24 protein-coding genes are annotated in these 24,544 nt (G+C 55.3%); 16 read left to right on the top strand and 8 right to left on the bottom strand.

Features of this window, described 5'->3' with window-relative positions; translation table 11 throughout:
• Positions 1-16: 16 nt before the first annotated feature.
• From phoR to malZ, 4 genes are all read left to right on the top strand, one after another.
• Positions 17-1,312 (top strand): phosphate regulon sensor histidine kinase PhoR, encoded by a 1,296-nt coding sequence (phoR, locus tag EoCCA6_RS16905; protein WP_152083625.1) that lies wholly within the window; start codon positions 17-19, stop codon positions 1,310-1,312.
• A gap of 409 nt (positions 1,313-1,721) precedes the next feature.
• Positions 1,722-3,041: a branched-chain amino acid transporter carrier protein BrnQ gene (brnQ, locus tag EoCCA6_RS16910; RefSeq protein ID WP_152083626.1), complete on the top strand. Its 1,320-nt coding sequence runs from the start codon at positions 1,722-1,724 to the stop codon at positions 3,039-3,041.
• Positions 3,042-3,121: 80 nt separating this feature from the next.
• A complete protein-coding gene (proY, locus tag EoCCA6_RS16915) occupies positions 3,122-4,495 on the top strand; it encodes a proline-specific permease ProY (protein ID WP_152083627.1) in 1,374 nt (457 codons plus the stop codon).
• A gap of 161 nt (positions 4,496-4,656) precedes the next feature.
• Positions 4,657-6,474, top strand: a complete 1,818-nt coding sequence (gene malZ, locus EoCCA6_RS16920) for a maltodextrin glucosidase (RefSeq protein ID WP_152083628.1) — start codon at positions 4,657-4,659, stop codon at positions 6,472-6,474.
• Between the two features lie 116 nt (positions 6,475-6,590).
• On the opposite strand, the gene EoCCA6_RS16925 is transcribed toward malZ, so the two are convergent.
• Together EoCCA6_RS16925 and acpH are read right to left on the bottom strand one after the other, a co-directional pair.
• The gene (locus EoCCA6_RS16925) at positions 6,591-7,193 is read right to left on the bottom strand and encodes a peroxiredoxin C (protein WP_152083629.1); all 603 of its coding nucleotides are present in this window, start codon (positions 7,191-7,193) and stop codon (positions 6,591-6,593) included.
• A 127-nt stretch (positions 7,194-7,320) separates the two neighbouring features.
• Positions 7,321-7,902, bottom strand: coding sequence for an ACP phosphodiesterase (gene acpH / locus EoCCA6_RS16930; protein ID WP_152083630.1), 582 nt, complete (start codon positions 7,900-7,902; stop codon positions 7,321-7,323).
• A 91-nt stretch (positions 7,903-7,993) separates the two neighbouring features.
• On the opposite strand from acpH, the gene queA reads away from it, so the two are divergent.
• From queA to EoCCA6_RS16965, 7 genes are all read left to right on the top strand, one after another.
• On the top strand, positions 7,994-9,064 hold the full coding sequence (queA, locus tag EoCCA6_RS16935; protein WP_152083631.1) for a tRNA preQ1(34) S-adenosylmethionine ribosyltransferase-isomerase QueA: 1,071 nt from the start codon (positions 7,994-7,996) through the stop codon (positions 9,062-9,064).
• A gap of 53 nt (positions 9,065-9,117) precedes the next feature.
• The gene (tgt, locus tag EoCCA6_RS16940; protein ID WP_152083632.1) at positions 9,118-10,245 is read left to right on the top strand and encodes a tRNA guanosine(34) transglycosylase Tgt; all 1,128 of its coding nucleotides are present in this window, start codon (positions 9,118-9,120) and stop codon (positions 10,243-10,245) included.
• A gap of 22 nt (positions 10,246-10,267) precedes the next feature.
• The gene (gene yajC, locus EoCCA6_RS16945; protein WP_003859109.1) at positions 10,268-10,600 is read left to right on the top strand and encodes a preprotein translocase subunit YajC; all 333 of its coding nucleotides are present in this window, start codon (positions 10,268-10,270) and stop codon (positions 10,598-10,600) included.
• A 27-nt stretch (positions 10,601-10,627) separates the two neighbouring features.
• Positions 10,628-12,475, top strand: coding sequence for a protein translocase subunit SecD (gene secD, locus EoCCA6_RS16950; protein ID WP_152083633.1), 1,848 nt, complete (start codon positions 10,628-10,630; stop codon positions 12,473-12,475).
• 10 nt (positions 12,476-12,485) lie between these two features.
• On the top strand, positions 12,486-13,457 hold the full coding sequence (secF, locus tag EoCCA6_RS16955) for a protein translocase subunit SecF (RefSeq protein WP_152083634.1): 972 nt from the start codon (positions 12,486-12,488) through the stop codon (positions 13,455-13,457).
• 141 nt (positions 13,458-13,598) lie between these two features.
• A complete protein-coding gene (locus EoCCA6_RS16960; protein ID WP_152083635.1) occupies positions 13,599-13,964 on the top strand; it encodes a VOC family protein in 366 nt (121 codons plus the stop codon).
• A gap of 14 nt (positions 13,965-13,978) precedes the next feature.
• Positions 13,979-14,659: a helix-turn-helix transcriptional regulator gene (locus EoCCA6_RS16965; protein ID WP_152083636.1), complete on the top strand. Its 681-nt coding sequence runs from the start codon at positions 13,979-13,981 to the stop codon at positions 14,657-14,659.
• 89 nt (positions 14,660-14,748) lie between these two features.
• Here EoCCA6_RS16965 and EoCCA6_RS16970 read toward each other — a convergent pair whose 3' ends face one another.
• Together EoCCA6_RS16970 and EoCCA6_RS16975 are read right to left on the bottom strand one after the other, a co-directional pair.
• Complete coding sequence (locus EoCCA6_RS16970) at positions 14,749-15,633, bottom strand: nucleoside-specific channel-forming protein Tsx (protein WP_152083637.1); 885 nt, start codon at positions 15,631-15,633, stop codon at positions 14,749-14,751.
• Between the two features lie 268 nt (positions 15,634-15,901).
• On the bottom strand, positions 15,902-16,441 hold the full coding sequence (locus EoCCA6_RS16975; RefSeq protein WP_152083638.1) for a SadB/YajI family lipoprotein: 540 nt from the start codon (positions 16,439-16,441) through the stop codon (positions 15,902-15,904).
• A gap of 152 nt (positions 16,442-16,593) precedes the next feature.
• Between EoCCA6_RS16975 and nrdR the strand changes: the two genes are divergently transcribed.
• The 5 genes from nrdR to thiL all read left to right on the top strand — a co-directional run bounded on the left by nrdR (position 16,594) and on the right by thiL (position 20,200).
• The gene (gene nrdR / locus EoCCA6_RS16980; protein ID WP_006176872.1) at positions 16,594-17,043 is read left to right on the top strand and encodes a transcriptional regulator NrdR; all 450 of its coding nucleotides are present in this window, start codon (positions 16,594-16,596) and stop codon (positions 17,041-17,043) included.
• Between the two features lie 4 nt (positions 17,044-17,047).
• Positions 17,048-18,151 carry a bifunctional diaminohydroxyphosphoribosylaminopyrimidine deaminase/5-amino-6-(5-phosphoribosylamino)uracil reductase RibD gene (gene ribD / locus EoCCA6_RS16985; RefSeq protein WP_152083639.1) on the top strand — a complete coding sequence of 368 codons (1,104 nt, stop codon included), beginning with the start codon at positions 17,048-17,050 and terminating at the stop codon, positions 18,149-18,151.
• 87 nt (positions 18,152-18,238) lie between these two features.
• A complete protein-coding gene (gene ribH, locus EoCCA6_RS16990; protein ID WP_006176874.1) occupies positions 18,239-18,709 on the top strand; it encodes a 6,7-dimethyl-8-ribityllumazine synthase in 471 nt (156 codons plus the stop codon).
• A 21-nt stretch (positions 18,710-18,730) separates the two neighbouring features.
• Positions 18,731-19,150, top strand: coding sequence for a transcription antitermination factor NusB (gene nusB, locus EoCCA6_RS16995; RefSeq protein ID WP_006809908.1), 420 nt, complete (start codon positions 18,731-18,733; stop codon positions 19,148-19,150).
• A 78-nt stretch (positions 19,151-19,228) separates the two neighbouring features.
• On the top strand, positions 19,229-20,200 hold the full coding sequence (gene thiL, locus EoCCA6_RS17000) for a thiamine-phosphate kinase (protein ID WP_152083640.1): 972 nt from the start codon (positions 19,229-19,231) through the stop codon (positions 20,198-20,200).
• Between the two features lie 100 nt (positions 20,201-20,300).
• Here thiL and EoCCA6_RS17005 read toward each other — a convergent pair whose 3' ends face one another.
• The 4 genes from EoCCA6_RS17005 to xseB all read right to left on the bottom strand — a co-directional run bounded on the left by EoCCA6_RS17005 (position 20,301) and on the right by xseB (position 24,368).
• On the bottom strand, positions 20,301-21,275 hold the full coding sequence (locus EoCCA6_RS17005; protein WP_152083641.1) for an aldo/keto reductase: 975 nt from the start codon (positions 21,273-21,275) through the stop codon (positions 20,301-20,303).
• A gap of 63 nt (positions 21,276-21,338) precedes the next feature.
• Positions 21,339-23,201: a 1-deoxy-D-xylulose-5-phosphate synthase gene (dxs, locus tag EoCCA6_RS17010; protein ID WP_152083642.1), complete on the bottom strand. Its 1,863-nt coding sequence runs from the start codon at positions 23,199-23,201 to the stop codon at positions 21,339-21,341.
• Positions 23,202-23,225: 24 nt separating this feature from the next.
• Entirely contained in the window at positions 23,226-24,125 is a 900-nt protein-coding gene (gene ispA, locus EoCCA6_RS17015) for a (2E,6E)-farnesyl diphosphate synthase (protein ID WP_152083643.1), read from the bottom strand.
• Positions 24,126-24,368: an exodeoxyribonuclease VII small subunit gene (xseB, locus tag EoCCA6_RS17020; RefSeq protein WP_152083644.1), complete on the bottom strand. Its 243-nt coding sequence runs from the start codon at positions 24,366-24,368 to the stop codon at positions 24,126-24,128. It lies immediately after the preceding gene.
• Between the last annotated feature and the right edge of the window lie 176 nt (positions 24,369-24,544).

The following is a 24,544-nucleotide window of genomic DNA, read 5'->3' on the forward strand; positions in this document are numbered from 1 at the left end:
GACAGGAGTGTGACGCGTGCTGGAACGTCTGTCATGGAAAAGGCTCGTCTTTGAACTGATCTTATGTTGTATTCCGGCCTTCATTCTGGGGGCCTTTTTTGGACATTTACCGTGGTTCCTGCTGGCGGCAGTGACCGGATTACTGATCTGGCATTTCTGGAACTTACTGCGCCTCTCCTGGTGGCTGTGGGTGGACAGAAGTATGACGCCACCGCCAGGAAGCGGAAGCTGGGAGCCGCTGCTTTACGGCCTTCACCAGATGCAGATGCGCAACAAAAAGCGTCGCCGCGAGCTGGGAAGTTTGATTAAGCGTTTTCGCAGTGGCGCGGAATCGCTGCCGGATGCCGTTATTCTGACCACCGAAGAGGGGACGATCTTCTGGTGTAATGGTCTGGCGCAGCAGCTGCTGGGCTTGCGCTGGCCGGACGATAACGGCCAGAACATCCTTAACCTTCTGCGTTACCCGGAGTTCACGCTGTATCTGAAAAAGCGTGATTTTACCCGTCCGCACAATCTGAAGCTCAATAACGGTCGGCATCTTGAGATCCGCGTGATGCCGTACAGCGATCAGCAGTGGCTGATGGTTGCGCGCGATGTGACCCAGATGCACCAGCTGGAAGGGGCGCGCCGCAACTTCTTCGCCAACGTCAGCCACGAGCTACGCACGCCGCTGACGGTGCTCCAGGGTTACCTGGAGATGATGCAGGAGCAAACGCTGGAAGGCGCTCCGCGCGAGAAAGCGCTGCACACCATGCGCGAGCAAACGTACCGGATGGAAGGGCTGGTGAAACAACTTCTCACGCTGTCAAAAATAGAAGCGGCCCCTACGCTGGCGCTGAATGACACCATCGACGTGCCGATGATGTTACGGGTGGTTGAACGTGAAGCGCAGACGTTAAGCCATAAAAAGCATGAACTTATTTTCGACGTTGATAACACGCTGAAAGTGCTCGGCAGTGAAGACGAGTTACGTAGTGCCATTTCCAACCTGGTTTACAATGCGGTGAATCATACGCCAGCGGGGACGCGCATTATGGTGCGCTGGCACCATGTGCCAGCAGGTGCGGAGTTTAGCGTTGAGGATAACGGTCCGGGTATTGCACCGGAGCACATTCCACGCCTGACCGAGCGTTTTTACCGTGTAGACAAGGCGCGCTCGCGGCAGACCGGGGGAAGCGGTCTGGGTCTGGCGATTGTGAAACATGCGGTTAATCACCACGAGAGCCGTCTGGATATCCAGAGCACGCCGGGCAAAGGAACGCGTTTCAGTTTCGTTATTCCGGAACGATTAATTGCCAAAAAGATCGCCTGAAAGCAGGTATGTCACCCTTCCTTTCCACGGGCCAGCGATTGCTGGCCCGTTTACTTTGCAGTCAAGCGAAACGCGAGTGAATTTTATACGGTTGATGTTTTTTTGTTCGCATGATTAGCCATGCGTTTTTCTTATAACTGGCGTATTGTGCTGGTTGCTGTTTTCATGCTGGCATATTGTTCTGGTTTTACGATCCCACCTTGCCTTTAAACGTTATAAGCGTTTAAATTGCCCCCCAGATACTGTCATACCGACTGTATTTGCGTGGTAAATCGAAAAACTATTCTTCTCCACGCCAGGACGGGAGAATATCCCGCTGAAATTGAGCAAATTTTCCGCTGTATTGTCCCGTCAGGGATGGCGAAAATCTCAACGTTTTCAACACCACATCCACAGGCAGTAAGGTTCTATGACCCATCACTTAAAATCGCGTGACATCATCGCGCTGGGCTTTATGACATTCGCGCTGTTCGTTGGCGCAGGCAACATCATTTTCCCACCCATGGTTGGCTTACAGGCGGGTGAACACGTCTGGACAGCTGCGTTTGGTTTCCTGATTACTGCTGTAGGTCTGCCGGTACTGACGGTCGTCGCGCTGGCGAAAGTCGGCGGCGGTGTCGATAGCCTGAGCACCCCGATTGGCAAAGTGGCTGGCGTTCTGCTGGCGACGGTCTGCTACCTGGCCGTGGGCCCGCTGTTTGCGACGCCACGTACTGCGACCGTATCCTTCGAAGTGGGGATTGCTCCGCTGACCGGTGACGGCGCGATGCCGCTGTTTATCTACAGCCTGGTCTACTTCGCGATTGTGATCCTCGTGTCCCTCTATCCGGGTAAACTGCTGGATACCGTGGGTAACTTCCTGGCTCCAATGAAAATTGTGGCGCTGATTGTGCTGGCCGTTGCGGCCATCATCTGGCCAGCGGGTCCTATCAGCAATGCGATGGATGCATATCAAAACGCCGCGTTTTCTAACGGTTTTGTGAATGGCTATCTGACGATGGATACGCTGGGCGCGATGGTGTTTGGTATTGTTATCGTGAATGCCGCACGTTCCCGTGGCGTGACCGAAGCGCGTCTGTTGACCCGCTACACTATCTGGGCGGGCCTGATGGCCGGTGTGGGCCTGACGCTGCTGTATCTGGCGCTGTTCCGCCTGGGCTCTGACAGCGCGACGCTGGTTGACCAGAATGTAAACGGTGCGGCGATCCTGCATGCCTACGTTCAGCATACCTTTGGCGGTGCGGGCAGTATGCTGCTGGCGGTGCTGATTTTCCTGGCGTGTCTGGTGACGGCGGTGGGGCTGACCTGCGCCTGTGCCGAGTTCTTTGCCCAGTATCTGCCGCTCTCTTATCGCACGCTGGTGTTTATCCTCGGCATCTTCTCGATGGCGGTGTCAAACCTCGGTCTGAGCCACCTGATTCAGGTCTCTATTCCGGTGCTGACGGCCATCTATCCACCGTGCATCGTGCTGGTGGTGCTGAGCTTCACCCGTCCGTGGTGGAATAATTCCTCCCGAATTATTGCGCCAGCCATGTTTATCAGCCTGATTTTTGGTATCCTTGACGGGATTAAAGCATCGGCATTCAGTGAAGTGCTGCCCGCCTGGACACAGCGTCTGCCGCTGTCCGAGCAAGGTCTGGCCTGGCTGATGCCTACCGTTGTTGCGCTGGTTCTGGCGATTATCTGGGACCGTGCTGCAGGGCGTCAGGTCGCATCCAGCGCCCATTAATCAACGGCAACAAACTGTTTAACCACGGGGCTTAAGGCCCCGTGGTTTTTTGTTTTTTCGTGTTGAATGGCAAGATTTAAATGGAAAGCACTAACAAACTTAAACGTGGACTGAGCACCCGCCACATCCGCTTTATGGCGCTGGGCTCTGCTATCGGCACCGGTCTTTTTTATGGCTCGGCAGATGCCATCAAAATGGCCGGTCCAAGCGTTCTGCTAGCCTATATCATTGGCGGCGTGGCGGCCTATATCATCATGCGTGCGTTGGGTGAGATGTCGGTTCACAACCCTTCCGCCAGCTCTTTCTCTCGCTACGCGCAGGAAAACTTAGGCCCGCTGGCCGGGTTTATCACCGGCTGGACCTACTGCTTCGAAATTCTGATTGTCGCCATTGCCGATGTGACCGCGTTTGGTATCTATATGGGCGTCTGGTTCCCGGCGGTGCCGCACTGGATTTGGGTGCTCAGCGTGGTGTTAATCATCTGCGCCGTTAACCTGATGAGCGTGAAGGTGTTTGGTGAACTGGAGTTCTGGTTCTCCTTCTTCAAAGTCGCCACCATTATCATCATGATTGTCGCCGGTTTCGGCATCATCATCTGGGGTATTGGTAACGGCGGTCAGCCGACGGGTATCCATAACCTGTGGAGTAACGGCGGCTTCTTCAGCAACGGCTGGCTCGGGATGGTGATGTCGCTTCAGATGGTCATGTTTGCCTACGGCGGTATCGAGATTATCGGGATCACCGCCGGTGAGGCGAAAGACCCGGAGAAATCTATTCCGCGCGCCATCAACTCCGTGCCGTTGCGTATTCTGGTGTTCTATGTGGGCACTTTGTTCGTGATTATGTCCATCTACCCGTGGAACCAGGTGGGCACCAACGGTAGCCCGTTTGTGCTGACCTTCCAGCATATGGGCATTGCGTTTGCTGCCAGCATCCTGAACTTTGTGGTGCTGACCGCGTCGCTGTCTGCAATCAACAGTGACGTTTTCGGTGTAGGCCGTATGCTGCACGGCATGGCAGAGCAGGGCAGTGCGCCGAAGGTATTTGCCAAAACCTCTCGCCGCGGCACGCCGTGGGTGACAGTGCTGGTCATGACTATTGCGCTGCTGTTCTCGGTCTATCTGAACTACATTATGCCGGAGAACGTTTTCCTGGTGATTGCATCGCTGGCGACCTTCGCGACCGTGTGGGTATGGATTATGATCCTGCTGTCGCAGATTGCCTTCCGCCGTCGTCTGTCACCGGATGAAGCAAAAGCGCTGAAGTTTAAAGTGCCGGGCGGTGTGGCAACGACCGTGGTCGGGCTGATCTTCCTGGTGTTTATCATTGGCCTGATTGGTTATCACCCGGATACCCGCGTTTCCCTCTACGTGGGCTGTGCGTGGATCGTCCTGCTGCTGGTTGGCTGGATGTTTAAATGCCGCCGTGACCGTCAACTGGCGGAAGCGCAGTAATCTCCTTTCTCCCTCTCCCTGTGGGAGAGGGTTGGGATGAGACATCAGGCTGCACTGATGCCTCATCCCCCATCCTCCTCCCCCAATAAATCTCACCATGGTGAGCTATCCTTAACCACCCTGTGGCAAGGTGACGTCAATTTCATCAAAGGGGATTCGTGATGTTAAACGCCTGGCACCTTCCGGTTGCCCCATTTGTTAAGCAAAACAAAGACAACCTTGTGATTACGCTCTGGCTGGCGGGGGAGAATCAGCCTGAACGCGTGACGCTACGCGCCGAAGTGGATAACGAAGAAACGTCGCTGAAAATGCACAAACAGCGCAGCCAGCCGCAGCCGGGGATCACGGCGTGGCGGGCAAATATCGACTTACGCAGCGGGCAGCCGCGCCGCCGCTACAGCTTTAAACTGCTGTGGAATAATCGTCAGCTGTGGTTTACCCCGCAGGGATTCAGCCGCTTTCCTCCCGCAAGGCTGGAGCAGTTTGCCGTCGATTTCCCGGATAATGGCCCGCAATGGGTTAACGATCAGGTTTTTTACCAGATTTTCCCGGACCGCTTTGCACGCAGCGAAAAACGCACCGCGCAGCAGGATAAGGTCTACTATCACCATGCTGCAGGCCACGACATTATTCTCAAACAATGGGATGAACCCCTGACGGCGCAGGCGGGTGGCTCAACGTTTTATGGCGGCGATCTCGACGGTATCAGCGAAAAACTGCCGTATCTGAAAAAACTCGGCGTGACGGCCCTGTACCTGAACCCGGTATTTAAAGCCCCAAGCGTACATAAATACGATACGCAAGATTATCGCCACGTCGACGAACAGTTTGGTGGTGACGAGGCGCTGTTGCGCCTGCGGGAGAATACCCAAAACGAAGGTATGCGCCTGATTCTGGACGGCGTATTCAATCACAGTGGGGATTCTCATGCCTGGTTTGACCGCCATAATCAGTCGATGGGCGGTGCATGCCATAACCCGGATTCACCGCAACGTGACTGGTACAGCTTTAACGACGAAGGCCGCGCGCTGGACTGGCTGGGCTACCCGAGCCTGCCGAAGCTGGATTTCCAGTCGCCCTCGCTGGTGAATGAGATCTACGGCGGGGAAGAGAGTATCGTCCGGCACTGGCTGAAGGCACCGTGGAACATGGACGGCTGGCGTCTGGACGTGGTGCACATGCTCGGCGAGGCGGGTGGGGCGCATAACAATCTTCAGCACGTCGCCGGGATCACTCGCTCCGCAAAAGCCGCGCAACCTGAAGCGTTTGTTTTTGGTGAACATTTTGGCGACGCGCGTCAGTGGCTGCAGGCCGATGCGGAAGATGCGGCGATGAACTATCGCGGCTTTACCTTCCCGCTGTGGGGATTTCTCGCCAACACGGATATCTCCTACGATCCGCAGCAGATCGATGCGGAAACCTGCATGATGTGGATGGATAACTACCGCGCCAGCCTGTCGCATCAGCAGCAGTTAAGAATGTTTAACCAGCTTGATAGCCACGATACCGCACGCTTTATATCTCTGCTTGGCAAGGATGTGGCGCGCCTGCCGCTGGCGGTGATCTGGCTCTTCACCTGGCCGGGTGTGCCGTGTATTTACTACGGGGATGAAGTGGGGCTGGATGGTAACAACGATCCGTTCTGCCGCAAAACCTTCCCGTGGGAGCCAGCAAAGCAGGACAAGGCGCTGTTCGGTCTGTATCAGCGCATGGCGAAGCTGCGTAAACAAAGCCAGGCGCTGCGCTGCGGCGGCTGCCAGGTGGTTTATGCCCACGATAACGTGGTGGTGTTTGTGCGTGTCTGTAACCAGCAGCGCGTGCTGGTGGCGATTAACCGGGGCGAAGCCTGTGAAGTGGTGCTGGATGAGTCCCCGCTGATTAACGTGAAATCATGGAAATTGAAAGAGGGTAAGGGCGTTATTCAGGACGGTATTCTCTCTCTGCCTGCGATTTCCGCGTCTGTCTGGTTCGGTAATTAATCCCGCTCACCTTGTTGGTGCCTGCGGGGCTTACGGCATGGGCGTCGATTATGCCTACTCTCGCGTTCTAAATAAGAAGGCCCGCATAAGCGGGCCTTCTTCGTAAACCGTGCCGATTACAGGCTGGATACGTTCTCGGTCAGGTATTTAGCAACGCCTTCCGGAGATGCAGCCATACCTTCTTTACCTTTTTCCCACTGAGCCGGGCACACTTCGCCGTGCTGCTCGTGGAATTGCAGCGCGTCAACCATGCGCAGCATTTCGTCGATGTTACGACCCAGCGGCAGATCGTTCACAACCTGGTGACGAACGATGCCGTTTGCGTCGATCAGGAAAGAACCACGCAGCGCAACGCCAGCGTCCGGATGTTCGATACCGTAAGCCTGCTGGATTTCGCGTTTGATGTCCGCAACCATCGCGTATTTCACCGCACCGATGCCGCCGTTGTCGACAGGGGTGTTACGCCATGCGTTGTGTACAAATTCAGAGTCGAAGGAGACGCCAACCACTTCCACGCCACGCTTCTGGAATTCTTCGTAACGTTTGTCGAACGCGATCAGCTCAGACGGGCAAACGAAAGTGAAGTCCATTGGCCAGAAGAACAGAACGGTCGCTTTACCGTTGGTGTGCTGTTTGAAGTTGAAGTTTTCAACGATTTCACCGTTGCCCAGAACGGCAGCAGCTGTGAAATCCGGAGCAGGACGAGTTACCAGAACCATATGATTCTCCTGTAGATACTAAGGTTATTTGGAACGCAACGCGGGCCAGTATAGAGAGCGTTTGGTAATAAGACAAAGAGGCGGTGACAATCGTTCAGCCAGCTTTTACCTATCAATGCGAATTCTGTCAGAGCTGTTTGTTTTTCGCCTGCGCCATCATGCGCGGGTAAAACTGCCAGAAACGCGTTTCCAGCGCGTCGTAATGTGCATCCAGGTCGTACCAGGAGTCACGCAGCGCATCCAGACGCGGGCGGCGGCTCGCCATGCCGTTGAGCACGTTCTGGATAAAGTCCATCTCGCGATAGCGCTCCAGCCAGCGTTCCGACCACAGATAGTTATTCAGGTTCACAAAGCGCGGCGGTGAGTCGGGCAGAATGGTCGCTATCTGCGCATGGGCGTAGCGCACAAATTCCGGCAGCGGCATTTCGGGTGAGAGTTGTGACCAGTGGCGCGACAGAAAATGATCCCACATCACATCGAGCGTGATCGGCGCAACGCGGCGGGTTTCAGGGCGAAACCACGCTTTAGCTTCCGTCACTTCCGGCAGGTTATCGGTCAGCACATCGATGCGGCGATGCATAAAAATCCCGTCGACAACCTCGGCAGAGTACGAATCGGCAGGGTTGCCGCGCACAAAATCGGCCAGCAAATTGCCGGAAAGGGAGCTGTCAGCGAGGTGAGCGAGGTGCAGGTGAGCGAGAAAATTCATGCGTTTTTGTGTCCGGAGTCGGCTAGTTGTTGCAGCAAAAGGGTGTGAGCACTAGACTATGCCGCCTGTTTTTAAGTCACGAGTATACGTCATGCGCGTCGCCGATTTCTCCTTTGAACTACCTGAATCCCTGATTGCTCACTATCCAATGCCTGAGCGCAGTAGCTGTCGCTTGCTGTCACTGGACGGGCCGACGGGTGCGCTGACGCACGGTACTTTCACCGATTTGCTCGACAAGCTCAACCCTGGCGATCTGCTGGTCTTTAACAATACCCGCGTGATCCCGGCGCGTCTGTTTGGCCGTAAAGCCAGCGGCGGCAAGATTGAAGTGCTGGTCGAACGTATGCTCGATGATAAACGTATTCTGGCACATATTCGCGCATCTAAAGCACCTAAGCCGGGCGCTGAACTGTTGCTCGGCGATGACGAGAGCATTAAAGCGACCATGACCGCGCGCCACGATGCGCTGTTTGAAGTGGAATTCGATGACGAGCGCACGGTGCTTGATATTCTGAACACTATCGGCCACATGCCACTGCCGCCATACATTGAGCGCCCGGATGAAGAAGCCGATCGCGAGCTTTATCAGACCGTCTACAGCCAGAAGCCTGGCGCGGTGGCTGCGCCTACTGCGGGTCTGCACTTTGATGAACCTTTGCTTGAAAAACTGCGCGCAAAAGGCGTTGAGATGGCATTCGTAACGCTACACGTCGGCGCGGGAACCTTCCAGCCGGTGCGCGTGGACAGCATTGAAGATCACATTATGCACTCCGAATACGCCGAAGTGCCGCAGGAGGTGGTGGATGCGGTGCTGGCGGCGAAAGCGCGCGGGAGCCGCGTCGTCGCAGTTGGCACGACCTCTGTACGCTCGCTTGAGAGTGCCGCCCAGGCTGCGAAGAGCGATCTCATCGAGCCGTTTTTTGGTGATACGCAAATCTTTATCTACCCAGGCTACCAGTACAAAGTGATTGATGCGCTGGTGACCAACTTCCATCTGCCTGAATCGACGCTGATTATGCTGGTTTCCGCTTTTGCGGGTTATCAGCACACGATGGCTGCCTACAAGTCTGCGGTAGAACAAAAATATCGCTTTTTTAGCTACGGGGACGCGATGTTTATCACGTACAATCCGCAGGCTTTGAATGAGCGTGTCGGGGAATAAGTCCGCGGCACCGGAATAATGTGTTGGACTGTTTTTCTGACACAGGAGAAAAAATGAAATTTGAACTCGATACCACCGATGGCCGCGCGCGTCGCGGTCGACTGGTGTTTGATCGCGGCGTGGTCGAAACCCCCGCGTTTATGCCTGTGGGCACCTACGGCACCGTAAAAGGGATGACGCCGGAAGAAGTGGAAGCCACTGGCGCACAGATTATCCTCGGCAATACCTTCCACCTGTGGCTGCGTCCGGGTCAGGAGATCATGAAGCTGCATGGCGACCTGCATGACTTCATGCAGTGGAAAGGCCCCATTCTGACCGACTCCGGCGGCTTCCAGGTCTTCAGCCTGGGTGATATCCGCAAGATCACCGAAAAAGGCGTGCACTTCCGTAACCCGATCAACGGCGATCCGATTTTCCTCGATCCAGAAAAATCGATGGAGATTCAGTACGATCTCGGCTCCGACATCGTGATGATCTTCGACGAATGTACGCCGTACCCGGCGGACTGGGACTATGCGAAACGCTCTATGGAAATGTCCCTGCGTTGGGCGAAGCGTAGCCGCGACCGTTTTGATTCTCTGCAGAACAAAAATGCGCTGTTCGGCATTATCCAGGGCAGCGTTTACGAAGATTTACGCGATATCTCCGTTAAAGGTCTGGTAGAGATAGGTTTTGATGGCTACGCTGTCGGCGGTTTGGCTGTCGGTGAGCCGAAGGAAGATATGCACCGCATTCTGGAGCATGTCTGCCCGCAAATCCCGGCGGATAAACCACGATACCTGATGGGTGTGGGTAAACCAGAAGATCTGGTGGAAGGCGTTCGTCGCGGCATTGATATGTTCGACTGCGTCATGCCAACCCGTAACGCGCGTAACGGTCATCTGTTCGTTACCGATGGCGTGGTGAAAATCCGTAACGCGAAGCATAAGAGTGACACCAGCCCGCTCGATTCCGAGTGTGATTGCTATACCTGTCGCAATTATTCTCGCGCGTACCTGCATCATCTCGATCGTTGCAACGAGATTTTGGGCGCGCGTCTCAATACCATTCATAATCTTCGTTATTATCAGCGCTTAATGGCTGGTTTACGTAAGGCTATCGAAGAGGGTAAATTAGAGAGCTTCGTGACCGATTTCTACCAACGTCAGGGCCGGGATGTTCCACCTTTGAACGTTGATTAATATTAATAATGAGGGAATTTGAATGAGCTTTTTTATTTCTGATGCGGTAGCAGCAACGGGTGCGCCGGCGCAGGGCAGCCCGATGTCTCTGATTCTGATGCTGGTTGTGTTCGGTCTGATCTTCTACTTCATGATCCTGCGTCCACAGCAGAAGCGTACCAAAGAGCACAAGAACCTGATGAACTCCATCGCAAAAGGCGATGAAGTGCTGACCAACGGTGGCCTGGTGGGTCGTGTAACCAAAGTAGCTGAAAACGGCTACATTGCTATCGCCCTGAACGACACCACTGAAGTGGTTATCAAACGTGACTTCGTAGCTGCCGTTCTGCCAAAAGGCACTATGAAGGCGCTGTAATCCCAACTTTTCCCAAAGGGAACTGCCGTGTTAAACCGTTATCCTTTGTGGAAGTACATCATGCTGGTCGTCGTGATTTTCGTCGGCCTGCTGTACGCGCTTCCCAACCTGTATGGTGAGGATCCGGCCGTTCAAATCACTGGCGCGCGCGGTGTCGCCGCCAGTGAGCAAACGCTGATCCAGGTCCAGAAAACGTTACAAGAAGAAAAAATTACCGCTAAGTCTGTGGCACTGGAAGAGGGCGCAATTCTTGCTCGCTTCGACACCACCGACACGCAGCTCCGCGCCCGTGAAGCGCTGATGGGCGTGCTGGGTGATAAATATGTCGTGGCGCTGAACCTTGCTCCTGCAACCCCGCGTTGGCTGGCTGCGCTGAGCGCAGAGCCAATGAAACTCGGCCTTGACCTGCGTGGCGGCGTTCACTTCCTGATGGAAGTGGATATGGATACCGCGCTTGGCAAACTGCAGGAACAGAATATCGACAGCCTGCGCAGCGATCTGCGCGAAAAAGGCATCGCGTACACGACCGTGCGTAAAGAAGATAACTACGGCATGAGCATCACGTTCCGCGACAGCGCGGCGCGCGATCAGGCTGTAGATTACCTGACCCAACGTCACCGTGACCTGGTGATCACCTCTCAGGGCAGCAACCAGCTGCGCGCGGTGATGACCGATGCGCGTCTGAAAGAAGCGCGTGAATATGCCGTTCAGCAGAACATCAACATTCTGCGTAACCGTGTAAACCAACTGGGTGTGGCTGAACCGCTGGTACAGCGTCAGGGTGCTGACCGTATCGTGGTTGAACTGCCGGGTATCCAGGACACTGCGCGTGCGAAAGAGATTCTGGGTGCGACCGCGACGCTGGAATTCCGTCTGGTGAACTCTAACGTCGACCAGTCTGCCGCCGCTGCTGGCCGTATTCCGGGTGATTCGGAAGTGAAACAGACCCGCGAAGGTCAGCCGGTAGTGCTGTACAAACGCGTGATCCTGACCGGTGACCACATCACCGACTCCACGTCCAGCCAGGATGAGTACAATCAGCCGCAGGTTAACATCTCGCTGGATAGCGCGGGTGGTAACATCATGTCTAACTTCACCAAGGACAACATCGGCAAACCGATGGCGACCCTGTTCGTGGAGTACAAAGACAGCGGTAAGAAAGATGCTAACGGCCGTGCGGTGCTGGTGAAAGAGGAAGAGGTGATTAACATCGCCAACATCCAGTCTCGTCTGGGTAACAGCTTCCGTATCACCGGTATCAACAACCCGAACGAAGCGCGTCAGCTCTCTCTGCTGCTGCGTGCCGGTGCGCTGATTGCGCCGATTCAGATTGTTGAAGAACGTACCATTGGTCCAACTCTGGGTATGCAGAACATCCAGCAGGGTCTGGAAGCGTGTCTGGCCGGTCTCGTGGTCTCTATCCTCTTCATGATCTTCTTCTATAAGAAGTTTGGTCTGATTGCGACCAGTGCGCTGATTGCAAACCTGGTGCTGATCATCGGCATTATGTCCCTGCTGCCAGGGGCGACGCTGACCATGCCGGGGATTGCGGGTATCGTTCTTACCCTTGCGGTGGCGGTCGACGCCAACGTACTGATAAACGAACGTATCAAAGAAGAGTTGAGCAACGGTCGGTCTGTCCAGCAGGCGATTGACGAAGGCTACAGAGGGGCGTTCAGCTCCATCTTCGATGCGAACGTAACAACACTGATTAAGGTTCTTATCCTGTATGCAGTGGGTACTGGCGCGATCAAAGGCTTTGCGATTACCACCGGTATCGGTGTCGCAACGTCGATGTTTACCGCTATTGTCGGCACCCGTGCCATCGTGAACCTGCTGTACGGCGGCAAGCGCGTCAAAAAGCTGTCTATCTGAGGAGTGCGTTGTGGCACAGGAATATACTGTTGAACAATTGAACCACGGCCGTAAAGTCTGGGACTTTATGCGCTGGGACTACTGGGCCTTCGGCATTTCAGGTTTTCTGCTGATTCTGTCCATCGTCATTATGGGCGTGAAAGGCTTTAACTGGGGACTTGATTTTACCGGTGGTACGGTAATTGAAATCTCCCTGGAAAAACCGGTCGATATGGACCAGATGCGCGAATCCCTGCAGAAAGCGGGCTTCGAAGAGCCGCTGCTGCAGAACTTTGGCAGCAGCCGCGACATCATGGTACGTATGCCGCCGGTACACGATGTTAACGGCAGCCAGGAGCTGGGCAGCAAGGTTGTTAACGTCATTAACGAGACCACCAGCCAGAATGCGGCGGTGAAGCGTATTGAGTTCGTTGGCCCAAGCGTAGGGGCAGACCTTGCGCAGACTGGTGCTATGGCGCTGCTGGTGGCGCTGATCTCGATTCTGGTGTATGTCGGTTTCCGCTTCGAGTGGCGACTGGCAGCCGGTGTGGTTATCGCGCTGGCGCACGACGTGGTGATCACCATGGGGATACTGTCTCTGTTCCACATTGAGATTGACCTGACGATTGTGGCATCCCTGATGTCCGTTATCGGTTACTCACTGAACGACAGTATCGTGGTTTCTGACCGTATTCGTGAAAACTTCCGTAAGATCCGTCGCGGTACGCCGTACGAAATCTTTAACGTGTCGTTGACTCAGACGCTGCACCGTACGTTGATCACATCCGGTACAACCTTGATGGTGATCCTGATGCTGTTCCTCTTTGGTGGCCCGGTGCTGGAAGGCTTCTCGCTGACCATGCTGATCGGTGTGTCTATCGGTACGGCGTCGTCTATCTACGTCGCGTCCGCACTGGCACTGAAACTCGGCATGAAGCGCGAGCACCTGCTCCAGCAGAAAGTCGAGAAAGAAGGGGCGGATCAGCCGTCCATTCTGCCGTAAGGCGACGTTTAGCGCGTTATCGAAATCCCGGTCACTGACCGGGATTTTTTTTGCCTGCGCCTGACAAACACTCCTGACAGTATGCTGTCAGGAGCCCTGTCGTAGACTCCTTCTGAACCCAAACAACAGGCAGGAGGAAGTATGAAAAGTGTGATTAACTGGTTTGAAATTCCGGTCGCCGATATGGATCGCGCCATCAAATTTTATGAGCCAGTAATGCAGATTACGCTGAAGCGCGAGCAAATGGACGTTGCGGAGCTGGCTATTTTCCCGCATGAGGACCCGGCGACCGGCGGCGCGCTGGCAAAATTTGACGGCATTACACCCTCTCAACAGGGCGCTATTATTTACCTGCATACTGACAACCTGGCGGCCACGCTCGATCGCATCGCCTCCGCAGGCGGTGAGTGCGTATTTGGCCCGCTGGAACTGCCAAAGGATATCGGCACTATTGCCCTGTTCACCGACAGCGAAGGGAACCGCGTCGGCCTCCATCAACCAGCCTGAGAGCGGATGACTCTATGACCCGACGCGCTGACCGTTTGTTTCAGATTGTGCAGATCCTGCGGGGCAGGCGGCTGACAACGGCAGCGCATCTTGCGGACAGACTGGAGGTATCTGAACGCACGATTTACCGCGATATTCGCGACCTGTCGCTGTCTGGCGTGCCGGTCGAAGGCGAGGCGGGAAGCGGATACCGGCTGATGTCGGGCTTTGACCTGCCGCCGCTGATGCTGACCAATAAGGAATCTGAGGCGCTGATGGTGGCGATTCGCCTGCTCAAAACCTGGGGCGGCGAGTCACTGTCACGTGAGCTGGAGTCGGCTCAGGAGAAAGTGCTGGCAATCCTGCCGGAGGAGAGCAGGCGCAAGGCAGAACAGACGCGGATTTATGCGCCGGATATTGCCCTTCAGCCACACTCCCGTAGTGGTTTCGACGTGATCCACCAGGCAATTTCTGCCCAGCGTGTGCTGGCGCTGCATTATCGTGATGAAGCAGGCCAGTTATCATGGCGTGAAGTGCAACCGCTGGGGCTGTTCTTCTGGGGTGAGCACTGGCTGCTGGCCGCGTGGTGCGAACGACGCGATGACTATCGCTGTTTCCGGCTCGACCGGTGTCTCAATATTGTGATGACAGAGAGGCGGTTCAGCGAGGGGGCGGACAGGTCACTGGCGGATTTTTTGCGCAAGGTGAGGCAGTAAAAAAGCCGGGTGGTGGCTACGCCTTACCCGGCCTACATTCGGATCGTAGGCCCGGTAAGCGCAGCGCCACCGGGCGAAATCCGCACTGATTAGAAGTTGTAACCTACGACCAGGTAACCACCCCAACCGGTAGAACGCACGCTGAAGTCGCCGTTGCCGAAGTTCAGGCTGGCGTCGTCGTTCCACTGACCGCCGTTGTGCCAGTAACGCGCAACAACAGAGTAGTGCCAGTGATCGTAGTTCAGCGCCAGGATGTGGCTGGAGGCGATAGAGTCGTTGGTACGTGCTTTACGGCCGTTCAGGTCGCGGAAGTCGTTATCGCCCAGGTCTGAACCCCAGTCAAAGTTGGTGAAGCCGATATAGCTCAGGTTACCGCCCCACAGCTGGGTGATTGGCACAAAGTATTTCACTTTGAAACGGTAGCCATCCCACTCGTTTTCGTTCGCGGCACCGTAGTTCTGCCACTGGTATTTCGCGTAGACGTTCAGAGACAGGCTCATTGGCAGGCCGGTGTCGATGTCCGTGCCCAGACCCATGTACCAGGTGCTCTGACGGCCAGACTTGTTGCGGCCCATGTCGTAGATGTAGTTGTTTGCGAAGTACCACTCTTTAAACGGACCAAACGCCAGGCTGGTGCCGGTCAGCTTATCGATAGAGAAGCGTGGTTCGATTTCCATGAACAGCGGAGAACCGTGGTTCCAGATACCTTTCGCATCGGTGTTACCACCGAAGAAGACTGGCGCATCCATATAGCCGTAGAAATCAAACCAGTCTTTTTTGGCGAACGCTTCGTATTCCAGGTAGGTATCGTTACGGATCTGAGGTCCGAAACGGGTGTGGTAGCTGCCAACCACGTTAACGCTCTGATGCCACCAGTCGGAAACATATTCTGGTTTGCTGTTTTCCGCTGCGTTAACAGTGAAAGAGGTGGAAAGTGCCAGCGCTGCGCCAGCTGCGAGTAATGTTTTTTTCATAATCATGCCACTGATTGAAATTCCCTTCCGGGAGTGAAAAATGCGCGAATTGCGTTTCTAAATATTTCGTGTTTCTGCGGAGCCTATTATAGGAATCCTTGCTCACAAAAATATGTGTTGTTTCACATATCTCTCATACGCGTAATCGATTGCGTTCACGTTTGCGTACTTTAAACGGCGGGGATTGTAGCGGCAATCATTTATGTTGCCAATCTTTGCGGGATGTAAATGTTAGCGGAGTGACATAACACTCCGCTAAAAAGGCGGGTTATTGCGCGGCGGGCTGGATATCGTGAATACGGATAAAGCCTAATTGTTCCGGCGTGAGTCCGCTCAGCTGCAGCGGGATATCAACATCGCTTGGGGCCAGCGTACTGGCTGGTGCGGTGAAAAGCTGGTTCTTCACGTTGACTTCCTGGTAGCTCTCTGTGGTGCCCTGAATTTGGCCCCACTCCACCGTGCCGCTGAAGGCAGGCAGCGGATCGTTAGATTCACCCTGGATGCGTAATGTTGCACGCGTACCATCCGCATTCGCTGCGACATTCACCAGCGACATCTTCAGTGTGCCAATCTGGCTGTTCAGCCGGGCGGGGGTGTTGGCACCCGGTAGCAGGTAAACGCCGCTGCTGGATTTGGCGTTCAGCGCATTTTGCTGCGTGATCTTCACGGTTTCCTTGTTCAGTTTGTCCATTGCCGCGTTCAGCGTATTCACGCTTTGTTTCATCTCGCGAACGTCAGTTTGCTGTGCACAGGCGCTAAGGGTGAAGAGGCTCCCCACCAGCAGAATTCTCAGGTAACGTCTTGTCATTGCGTTTATTTCCTTGAAATAACGGATCTTCGTAATGGTAGACAGCATAGTATCGTCAGGTATAGATCCTTTGTCTCAAAAAGCTCTTCCTTTGTTGTCAGGCCAGTTCAGGGTAAAATAGAAATCAGTTAACCAGATAACAGGGACATCATATGCATTGCCCATTTTGCTCCGCTGTGGATACCAAAGTCATCGACTCTCGTCTTGTGGGCGAGGGATCATCCGTACGCCGCCGTCGGCAATGTCTGGTATGTAACGAGCGTTTCACAACCTTTGAGGTTGCAGAGCTGGTGATGCCGCGTGTCGTGAAAAGTAACGATGTGCGCGAGCCGTTCAATGAAGAAAAGCTGCGTAGCGGGATGCTGAAGGCGCTGGAAAAACGTCCGGTCAGTGCCGACGACGTTGAAATGGCGTTAAACCATATCAAATCTCATCTTCGTGGTTTAGGTGAGCGTGAAGTGCCGAGCAAAATGATCGGCAACCTGGTGATGGAGCAGTTGAAAAAGCTCGATAAGGTCGCCTATATCCGCTTCGCCTCTGTGTATCGCAGTTTCGAAGATATCAAAGAGTTCGGCGAAGAGATCGCCCGCTTACAGGATTAAGCCGATGCAGGATGAGATTTACATGGCACGCGCCATGAAGCTGGCGCAGCGCGGTCGTTTCACCACCCATCCGAATCCCAACGTGGGATGCGTCATCGTAAAAGATGGCGAGATTGTGGGCGAAGGTTTTCACTATCGCGCGGGCGAGCCGCATGCCGAAGTTCATGCCCTACGCATGGCGGGCGAGAAGGCGCGTGGTGCCACGGCATATGTGACGCTGGAACCCTGCAGCCATCACGGGCGCACGCCACCATGTTGTGAAGCACTGATTGCGGCGGGTGTCGCACGCGTGGTTGCCGCGATGCAGGACCCTAATCCGCAGGTCGCCGGACGCGGCCTGTATCGTCTGCAGCAGGAAGGGATCGACGTTAGCCACGGCCTGATGATGCAAGACGCTGAAGCTATCAATAAGGGCTTCCTGAAGCGCATGCGCACAGGGTTTCCGTATATTCAGCTTAAGCTCGGAGCCTCGCTGGATGGTCGCACGGCGATGGCGAACGGTGAGAGCCAGTGGATCACCTCGCCTCAGTCAAGGCGCGATGTGCAACGTCTGCGCGCGCAAAGCCATGCTATTCTCACCAGCAGTGAAACCGTTCTGGCAGACGATCCGGCGATGACCGTGCGTTGGGATGAGCTGAATGCTGAAACGCAGGCACTGTATCCGCAGGACAATTTGCGCCAGCCGCTGCGTATTGTCATTGATAGCCAGAACCGCGTGACGCCGAAGCACCGCATCGTGCAGCAACCGGGTGAAACCTGGTTTGCCCGCACGAAAGAAGACACGCGTGAATGGCCAGAAGGCGTGCGCAGTATCATGGTGCCGGAGCACAACGGGCATCTCGATTTGGTGGTGCTGATGATGCTGCTCGGCAAGCAGCAGGTAAACAGTATTTGGGTGGAAGCAGGGCCGACGCTGGCTGGTGCGCTGTTGCAGGCAGGGCTGGTGGATGAGCTACTTGTTTACGTTGCGCCTAAACTACTAGGCAACGATGCGCGTGGCCTGTTTGTGCTACCGGGCCTTGAGACGCTTACTGATGCACCACAACTGAAATTTAGCGAGATACGTCCGGTCGGCCCGGATGTCTGCCTCCATTTAACGACAGCGTAATTGCTCCTGAAATAGGGAAGCAGTGCGCAAAGTATTATGATAAAATCCGCCCCCCTGCGGGGCCAAATGAACCCGTAAAGGAAGAGTATGAACATTATTGAAGCTGCTGTAGCTACCCCGGACGCTCGCGTCGCCATCACCATTGCGCGTTTCAACAACTTCATCAACGACAGCCTGCTGGAAGGTGCGATTGACGCCCTGAAACGTATCGGCCAGGTTAAAGATGACAACATTACCGTTGTTTGGGTTCCAGGTGCTTACGAACTGCCTCTGGCAGCAGGTGCGCTGGCGAAAACCGGTAAATACGACGCGGTGATTGCGCTGGGTACGGTTATTCGTGGCGGCACTGCGCACTTCGAATACGTTGCGGGCGGTGCAAGCAACGGTCTGGCGCACGTTGCACAGGATGCTGAAATTCCTGTCGCGTTTGGCGTACTGACCACCGAAAGTATTGAACAAGCCATCGAACGTGCTGGCACCAAAGCCGGTAACAAAGGTGCAGAAGCTGCACTGACCGCGCTTGAAATGATCAATGTATTGAAAGCCATTAAGGCCTGATTTTTTTGTAAGGGGAATTCCGTGAAACCTGCTGCTCGTCGCCGCGCCCGTGAATGTGCCGTCCAGGCACTTTACTCCTGGCAGTTGTCCCAGAACGACATCGCTGATGTTGAATACCAGTTCCTGTCAGAACAGGACGTGAAAGATGTTGACGTTCTGTACTTCCGTGAACTGCTGTCGGGAGTGGCGACTAATAGCGCGTATCTCGATGGTCTGATGAAACCCTACCTCTCCCGTCTGCTCGAAGAGCTGGGCCAGGTAGAAAAAGCAGTGTTGCGTATCGCGCTGTTTGAGCTGTCTAAACGTGATGATGTGCCGTACAAAGTGGCCATCAACGAAGCGATCGAACTGGCGAAAACCTTCGGCGCTGAAGACAGCCATAAGTTTGTTAACGGCGTGCTGGATAAAGCCGCACCTGCGATCCGTCCCCACAAAAAGTGATCCGCAAACCGGAGTCTCGCATTGCCTGACGGGCGGTGCGGCTCCGGTTTTTTTATTTAATTTGCTGAGGCATAACGTATGGCATGCGGCGAATTCTCCCTGATTGCCCGTTATTTCGACCGTGTCAGAACCTCTCGTCTTGATGTTGAAACCGGCATTGGCGATGACTGCGCACTTCTCAATATTCCTGAAAAACAGACGCTGGCAATCAGTACCGACACCTTAGTCTGCGGACGTCATTTCTTACCGGATATCGATCCTGCCGATCTGGCGTACAAAGCGCTGGCGGTCAACGTAAGCGATCTGGCGGCGATGGGGGCCGATCCCGCATGGCTGACGCTCGCTTTAACCCTGCCGAATGTCGATGAAGCCTGGCTTGAAGCCTTTAGCGACGCGCTGTTTGACCAGCTCAACTACTACGATATGCAGCTGATCGGCGGCGATACCACTGCCGGGCCGCTGTCGATGACGCTGGCGATCCACGGCTATGTGCCTGTCGGACGCGCGCTGAAACGTTCGGGCGCAAAACCGGGCGACTGGATCTACATCACCGGCACGCCGGGTGACAGCGCGGCTGGGCTGGCGATCCTTCAGGAACGTTTAACGGTCGACGATAAAGACGACGCGGCGTATCTGGTGAAACGCCATCTGCGACCAACACCACGCATTCTGCACGGCCAGGCGCTGCGCGATCGTGCCAGTTCGGCTATCGATCTGTCTGATGGGCTGATCTCCGATCTGGGGCATATTCTGAAGGCCAGCGGCGTGGGGGCTCGCGTTGATCTGGATCTGTTCCCGCTGTCAGAGCAACTGCTTCGTCACGTCGAGCCTGAGCAGGCGCTGCGCTGGGCGCTCTCCGGCGGTGAAGATTACGAGCTGTGCTTTACCGTTCCTGAGCTTAATCGCGGGACGCTGGATGTGGCGTTAGCGAATCTGGGCGCGAAATTTACCTGCATCGGGCAGATTATGCCGGAAAGTGAAGGACTGCAGTTTGTCCGTGAAGGTGAGCCGGTCGCGTTTGACTGGAAAGGGTACGATCACTTCGCGTGAGTTTTTTGCCGGGTGGCGGCTTCGCCTTACCCGGCCTACAGGTTTTATTCCCTCTCCCACAGGGAGAGGGTTAGGGTGAGGGCATCAGGCCGCACAATTCCTATTTAAACCCCACCACCGGATGTTGCTGATACGGCGTTTCAAGCTCCGCAATCTGCTCCGGCGTCAGCGTTAAATCCACCGCGCTCAGCAACTCATCCAGCTGTTCTTCCCGCGATGTGCCGATAATCGGTGCTGCTACACCGCGTTTGCTCAGCACCCATGCCAGCGCTACCTGTGCACGCGTGGCTCCGGTTTCGTCAGCAATACCCGCAAGGCGTTCAGCTATCTGCGCATCGCTGGCTTCTGTCCCTTCGTACAGCGTTTTTCCAAACTCATCCGATACTGAGCGGGCGGTGGTTTCCCCCCACGGGCGGGTTAAGCGTCCGCGCGCCAGCGGGCTCCATGGGATCACCGCCACCCCTTCCTGGTAGCAAAGCGGCAGCATCTCGCGCTCTTCTTCGCGATAGATCAGGTTGTAGTGATCCTGCATGGTGACAAAACGCGCCCAGCCGTGCTGCGCCTGGAGATCCAGCGCCTGCGCAAACTGCGAAGCATGCATGGATGACGCGCCGATGTACCGCGCTTTACCCGCTTTCACTACATCGTTAAGGGCTTCCAGCGTCTCTTCAATCGGCGTGTTGTAATCCCAACGGTGGATCTGCAGCAGGTCGACATAATCCATGTTCAGGCGGCGGAGGCTGTCGTCAATAGAGCGCAGGATTTGCGCGCGTGACAGCCCTTCTGCGAGATCGCCAACCTGATGATAAACCTTGGTGGCGACAACGACGTCATCCCGGCGAGCAAAGTCACGCAGGGCGCGACCAACGATCTCTTCGCTGCTGCCGTCGGAGTAGCTGTTGGCGGTATCAAAAAAGTTAATGCCGCCGTCGAGGGCGCGTTTGATGATGGGGCGGCTGCTCTCTTCCGGTAGCGTCCAGGCATGTTTTCCCCGGTCAGGCTCGCCAAACGTCATGCAGCCCAGACAAAGCCGGGAAACCTTAAGGTCTGTTTTTCCTAATGTAGTGTATTGCATGGTTCCACTCCTGCTGTGTTAAACATTACGTTTAAGCATAGCAGGAGCGGAAAAGGGGGGAATTCAGGCAAGCCAGGTACGGATTTTAGCTTCGATACCGGCGGCATCCAGGCCAATGGCCGCGCGGGCCTCGTCCTGCGTGCCTTGTGGGATAAAGTGATCCGGTAGGCCGAGGTTCAGCACCGGAACAATTTTACGGTTCGCCATCAGCACTTCGTTCACACCGCTACCTGCGCCGCCCATAATGGCGTTCTCTTCCAGCGTGACCAGCACATCGTGGCTTTCTGCCATGCTCAGAATGAGAGATTCATCGAGCGGTTTTACAAAGCGCATATCGACCAGCGACGCATTCAGGGTTTCAGCGACTTTTGCCGCTTCTGGCATCAGCGTACCGAAGTTCAAAATCGCCACTTTCTCTCCGCGACGTTTGACCAGACCTTTACCGATCTCCAGTTTTTCCAGCGGCTGCAGTTCAACGCCTACGGCATTGCCGCGCGGGTAGCGAACCGCGCTTGGACCATCCTGATAGTGGTAGCCGGTAAACAGCATCTGACGACATTCGTTTTCGTCGCTTGGCGTCATGATCACCATGTCAGGAATGCAGCGCAGGAAGGAGAGATCAAATGCGCCCTGGTGCGTCTGGCCGTCAGCACCCACGATGCCTGCGCGGTCGATAGCAAACAGCACCGGGAGTTTCTGGATAGCCACGTCATGGATCACCTGATCGTAGGCGCGCTGCAGGAAGGTCGAATAAATGGCGACAATCGGTTTGTAACCGCCAATCGCCAGGCCAGCCGCAAACGTTACGGCGTGCTGCTCGGCGATAGCCACGTCAAAATACTGGTCAGGGTATTTTTTAGAGAACTCCACCATGCCGGAGCCTTCACGCATGGCGGGCGTGACCGCCATCAGCTTATTGTCTTTGGCCGCGGTTTCGCACAGCCAGTCGCCGAAGATTTTCGAATAGCTCGGCATGCCGCCGCTGCTTTTTGGCAGGCAACCGCTGGTATGGTCGAATTTCGGTACGGCGTGGAAGGTGATCGGATCTTTTTCTGCCGGCTCGTAGCCACGCCCTTTTTTGGTCATGATGTGCAGGAACTGCGGGCCTTTCAGGTCGCGCATGTTTTTAAGCGTGGTGACCAGACCCAGCACGTCGTGGCCATCAACCGGGCCGATGTAGTTAAAGCCCAGCTCTTCAAACAGCGTGCCCGGCACCACCATGCCTTTGATGTGTTCTTCGGTACGTTTGAGCAGCTCTTTAATTGGCGGTACGCCGGAAAAGACCTTTTTACCGCCTTCGCGCAGGGTTGAATAGAGCTTACCGGAGAGCAGTTGCGCCAGGTGGTTGTTCAGCGCGCCGACGTTTTCAGAAATCGACATTTCGTTATCATTGAGGATAACCAGCATGTCCGGCTTGATATCACCCGCGTGGTTCATGGCCTCAAACGCCATACCGGCGGTGATCGCCCCGTCGCCAATCACGCAGACGGTGCGACGCTGTTTGTTCTCTTTTTCAGCGGCGACGGCAATACCAATACCCGCAGAAATGGAGGTGGAGGAGTGACCGACGCTTAACACGTCATACTCGCTCTCGCCGCGCCACGGGAACGGGTGCAGGCCACCTTTCTGGCGGATGGTGCCAATTTTATCGCGACGGCCAGTCAGAATTTTGTGGGGGTAGGCCTGGTGGCCCACGTCCCAGATCAGCTGATCGAATGGCGTGTTATAGACATAGTGCAGCGCCACGGTCAGCTCAACCGTGCCAAGCCCGGAGGCGAAATGGCCGCTGGAGCGGCTGACGCTGTCGAGCAGGTAGCGACGTAGTTCGTCGCACAGCTTCGGCAGACTCTCTTTCGGCAACAGACGTAACTCCTGGGTGGAGTCAACTAACGCCAGTGTCGGGTATTTGGCAATATCAAAACTCATCAAAGGCTCATCGAGATATATAGTTTATTTATCACGCTGGATTATGTAGTCCGCTAGCGCTTCCAGTGCCGAGGTATCCAGTGATTGCGCGGCCAGTTCATTCAGTGACTGGCGGGCATCCTCTATCAGGTCCCAGGCTTTACGTTGGGCTTGCTCAAGGCCCAGCAGGGCGGGATAGGTACTTTTGCCAAGCTGCTGGTCTGCACCCTGACGTTTTCCCAATGTTGCAGTATCGCCCACCACATCCAGAATGTCATCCTGAACCTGGAACGCCAGACCGATACTCTCTGCGTATCTGTCCAGAATCGGCAGGGCGTTACGCCCGCGTTCACCTGCACTCAGCGCGCCCAGACGAACGGCGGCACGGATTAATGCCCCCGTTTTATGGCGGTGAATGCGTTCCAGCTGTTCCAGGTCAACCTGGCGGCCTTCCGCCTCTAAATCCAGCGCCTGACCGCCGCACATTCCGGCGACGCCGCTGGCCATCGCCAGTTCGGACACCATCGCCAGGCGATCGCGGTCGTTCACTTCGGCCATCGGGGCATCGCTTAAAATCGAAAATGCCAGCGTTTGCAGAGCATCTCCCGCCAGAATGGCATTTGCTTCGCCAAACTTGATATGGCAGGTCGGCTGGCCGCGACGCAGATCGTCATCGTCCATGGCGGGTAAATCATCGTGGATCAGCGAATAGGCGTGGATGCACTCAACGGCAGCCGCCGGGGCGTCCAGCGTGTTATCGCTGATCCCGAACATGTTGCCTGTGGCATACACCAGGAACGGGCGCAGGCGCTTTCCGCCTAAGAGTGCGCCATAATGCATGGCCTCAACCAGAGGAGTGTTCTGAAAAGGCTGTGGCGCAATAAAACGGCGCAGGGCGTCGTTAGCGCGGATTACGCGCGCCTGAAGCGTGTTGGCAAAATCCATTTACTCGGCGTCCGGTGTGAAAGGCGTGGTTTTTGCGTCTTCGGCATCTGAGAGCAGGATCTGCACACGCTGCTCGGCCTGCTGCAGTTTGACCTGCCCCTGGCGCGCCAGCTGCACGCCACGTTCGAATTCGTTGAGCGCCTCTTCCAGCGGGAGATCGCCGCTCTCAAGGCGGGTAACGATTTGCTCCAGTTCATTCAGCGCAGTTTCGAAACTGGCCGGTGCGTCGTTCTTCTTCGGCATAGTGAATTGACTCTTATATTCTCAGCCCCGATATGGTAACGGACTCAGGGCAATTATCAAATAACGCGCAATGTGCACAGGAGCGGCGCGATGGTGGTATACTTGCGCGCCTGGAAGCAGTCTTCGGTTATAGGGGCTGCTGTACTTTTCCATTACAAGCCTTATCGCTTGCCTAA

Source organism: Enterobacter oligotrophicus, assembly GCF_009176645.1.
GTDB classification, from domain to species: Bacteria; Pseudomonadota; Gammaproteobacteria; order Enterobacterales; family Enterobacteriaceae; genus Enterobacter; species Enterobacter oligotrophicus.

Bases quoted from the DNA above. Each gene is read 5' to 3' on its own strand.
- brnQ (WP_152083626.1), top strand. From the start codon at position 1,722: ATGACCCATCACTTAAAATCGCGTGACATCATCGCGCTGGGCTTTATG.
- proY (WP_152083627.1), top strand. From the start codon at position 3,122: ATGGAAAGCACTAACAAACTTAAACGTGGACTGAGCACCCGCCACATC.
- malZ (WP_152083628.1), top strand. From the start codon at position 4,657: ATGTTAAACGCCTGGCACCTTCCGGTTGCCCCATTTGTTAAGCAAAAC.
- EoCCA6_RS16925 (WP_152083629.1), bottom strand. From the start codon at position 7,193: ATGGTTCTGGTAACTCGTCCTGCTCCGGATTTCACAGCTGCTGCCGTT.
- acpH (WP_152083630.1), bottom strand. From the start codon at position 7,902: ATGAATTTTCTCGCTCACCTGCACCTCGCTCACCTCGCTGACAGCTCC.
- queA (WP_152083631.1), top strand. From the start codon at position 7,994: ATGCGCGTCGCCGATTTCTCCTTTGAACTACCTGAATCCCTGATTGCT.
- tgt (WP_152083632.1), top strand. From the start codon at position 9,118: ATGAAATTTGAACTCGATACCACCGATGGCCGCGCGCGTCGCGGTCGA.
- yajC (WP_003859109.1), top strand. From the start codon at position 10,268: ATGAGCTTTTTTATTTCTGATGCGGTAGCAGCAACGGGTGCGCCGGCG.
- EoCCA6_RS16960 (WP_152083635.1), top strand. From the start codon at position 13,599: ATGAAAAGTGTGATTAACTGGTTTGAAATTCCGGTCGCCGATATGGAT.
- EoCCA6_RS16965 (WP_152083636.1), top strand. From the start codon at position 13,979: ATGACCCGACGCGCTGACCGTTTGTTTCAGATTGTGCAGATCCTGCGG.
- EoCCA6_RS16970 (WP_152083637.1), bottom strand. From the start codon at position 15,633: ATGAAAAAAACATTACTCGCAGCTGGCGCAGCGCTGGCACTTTCCACC.
- EoCCA6_RS16975 (WP_152083638.1), bottom strand. From the start codon at position 16,441: ATGACAAGACGTTACCTGAGAATTCTGCTGGTGGGGAGCCTCTTCACC.
- nrdR (WP_006176872.1), top strand. From the start codon at position 16,594: ATGCATTGCCCATTTTGCTCCGCTGTGGATACCAAAGTCATCGACTCT.
- ribD (WP_152083639.1), top strand. From the start codon at position 17,048: ATGCAGGATGAGATTTACATGGCACGCGCCATGAAGCTGGCGCAGCGC.
- ribH (WP_006176874.1), top strand. From the start codon at position 18,239: ATGAACATTATTGAAGCTGCTGTAGCTACCCCGGACGCTCGCGTCGCC.
- thiL (WP_152083640.1), top strand. From the start codon at position 19,229: ATGGCATGCGGCGAATTCTCCCTGATTGCCCGTTATTTCGACCGTGTC.
- EoCCA6_RS17005 (WP_152083641.1), bottom strand. From the start codon at position 21,275: ATGCAATACACTACATTAGGAAAAACAGACCTTAAGGTTTCCCGGCTT.
- dxs (WP_152083642.1), bottom strand. From the start codon at position 23,201: ATGAGTTTTGATATTGCCAAATACCCGACACTGGCGTTAGTTGACTCC.
- ispA (WP_152083643.1), bottom strand. From the start codon at position 24,125: ATGGATTTTGCCAACACGCTTCAGGCGCGCGTAATCCGCGCTAACGAC.
- xseB (WP_152083644.1), bottom strand. From the start codon at position 24,368: ATGCCGAAGAAGAACGACGCACCGGCCAGTTTCGAAACTGCGCTGAAT.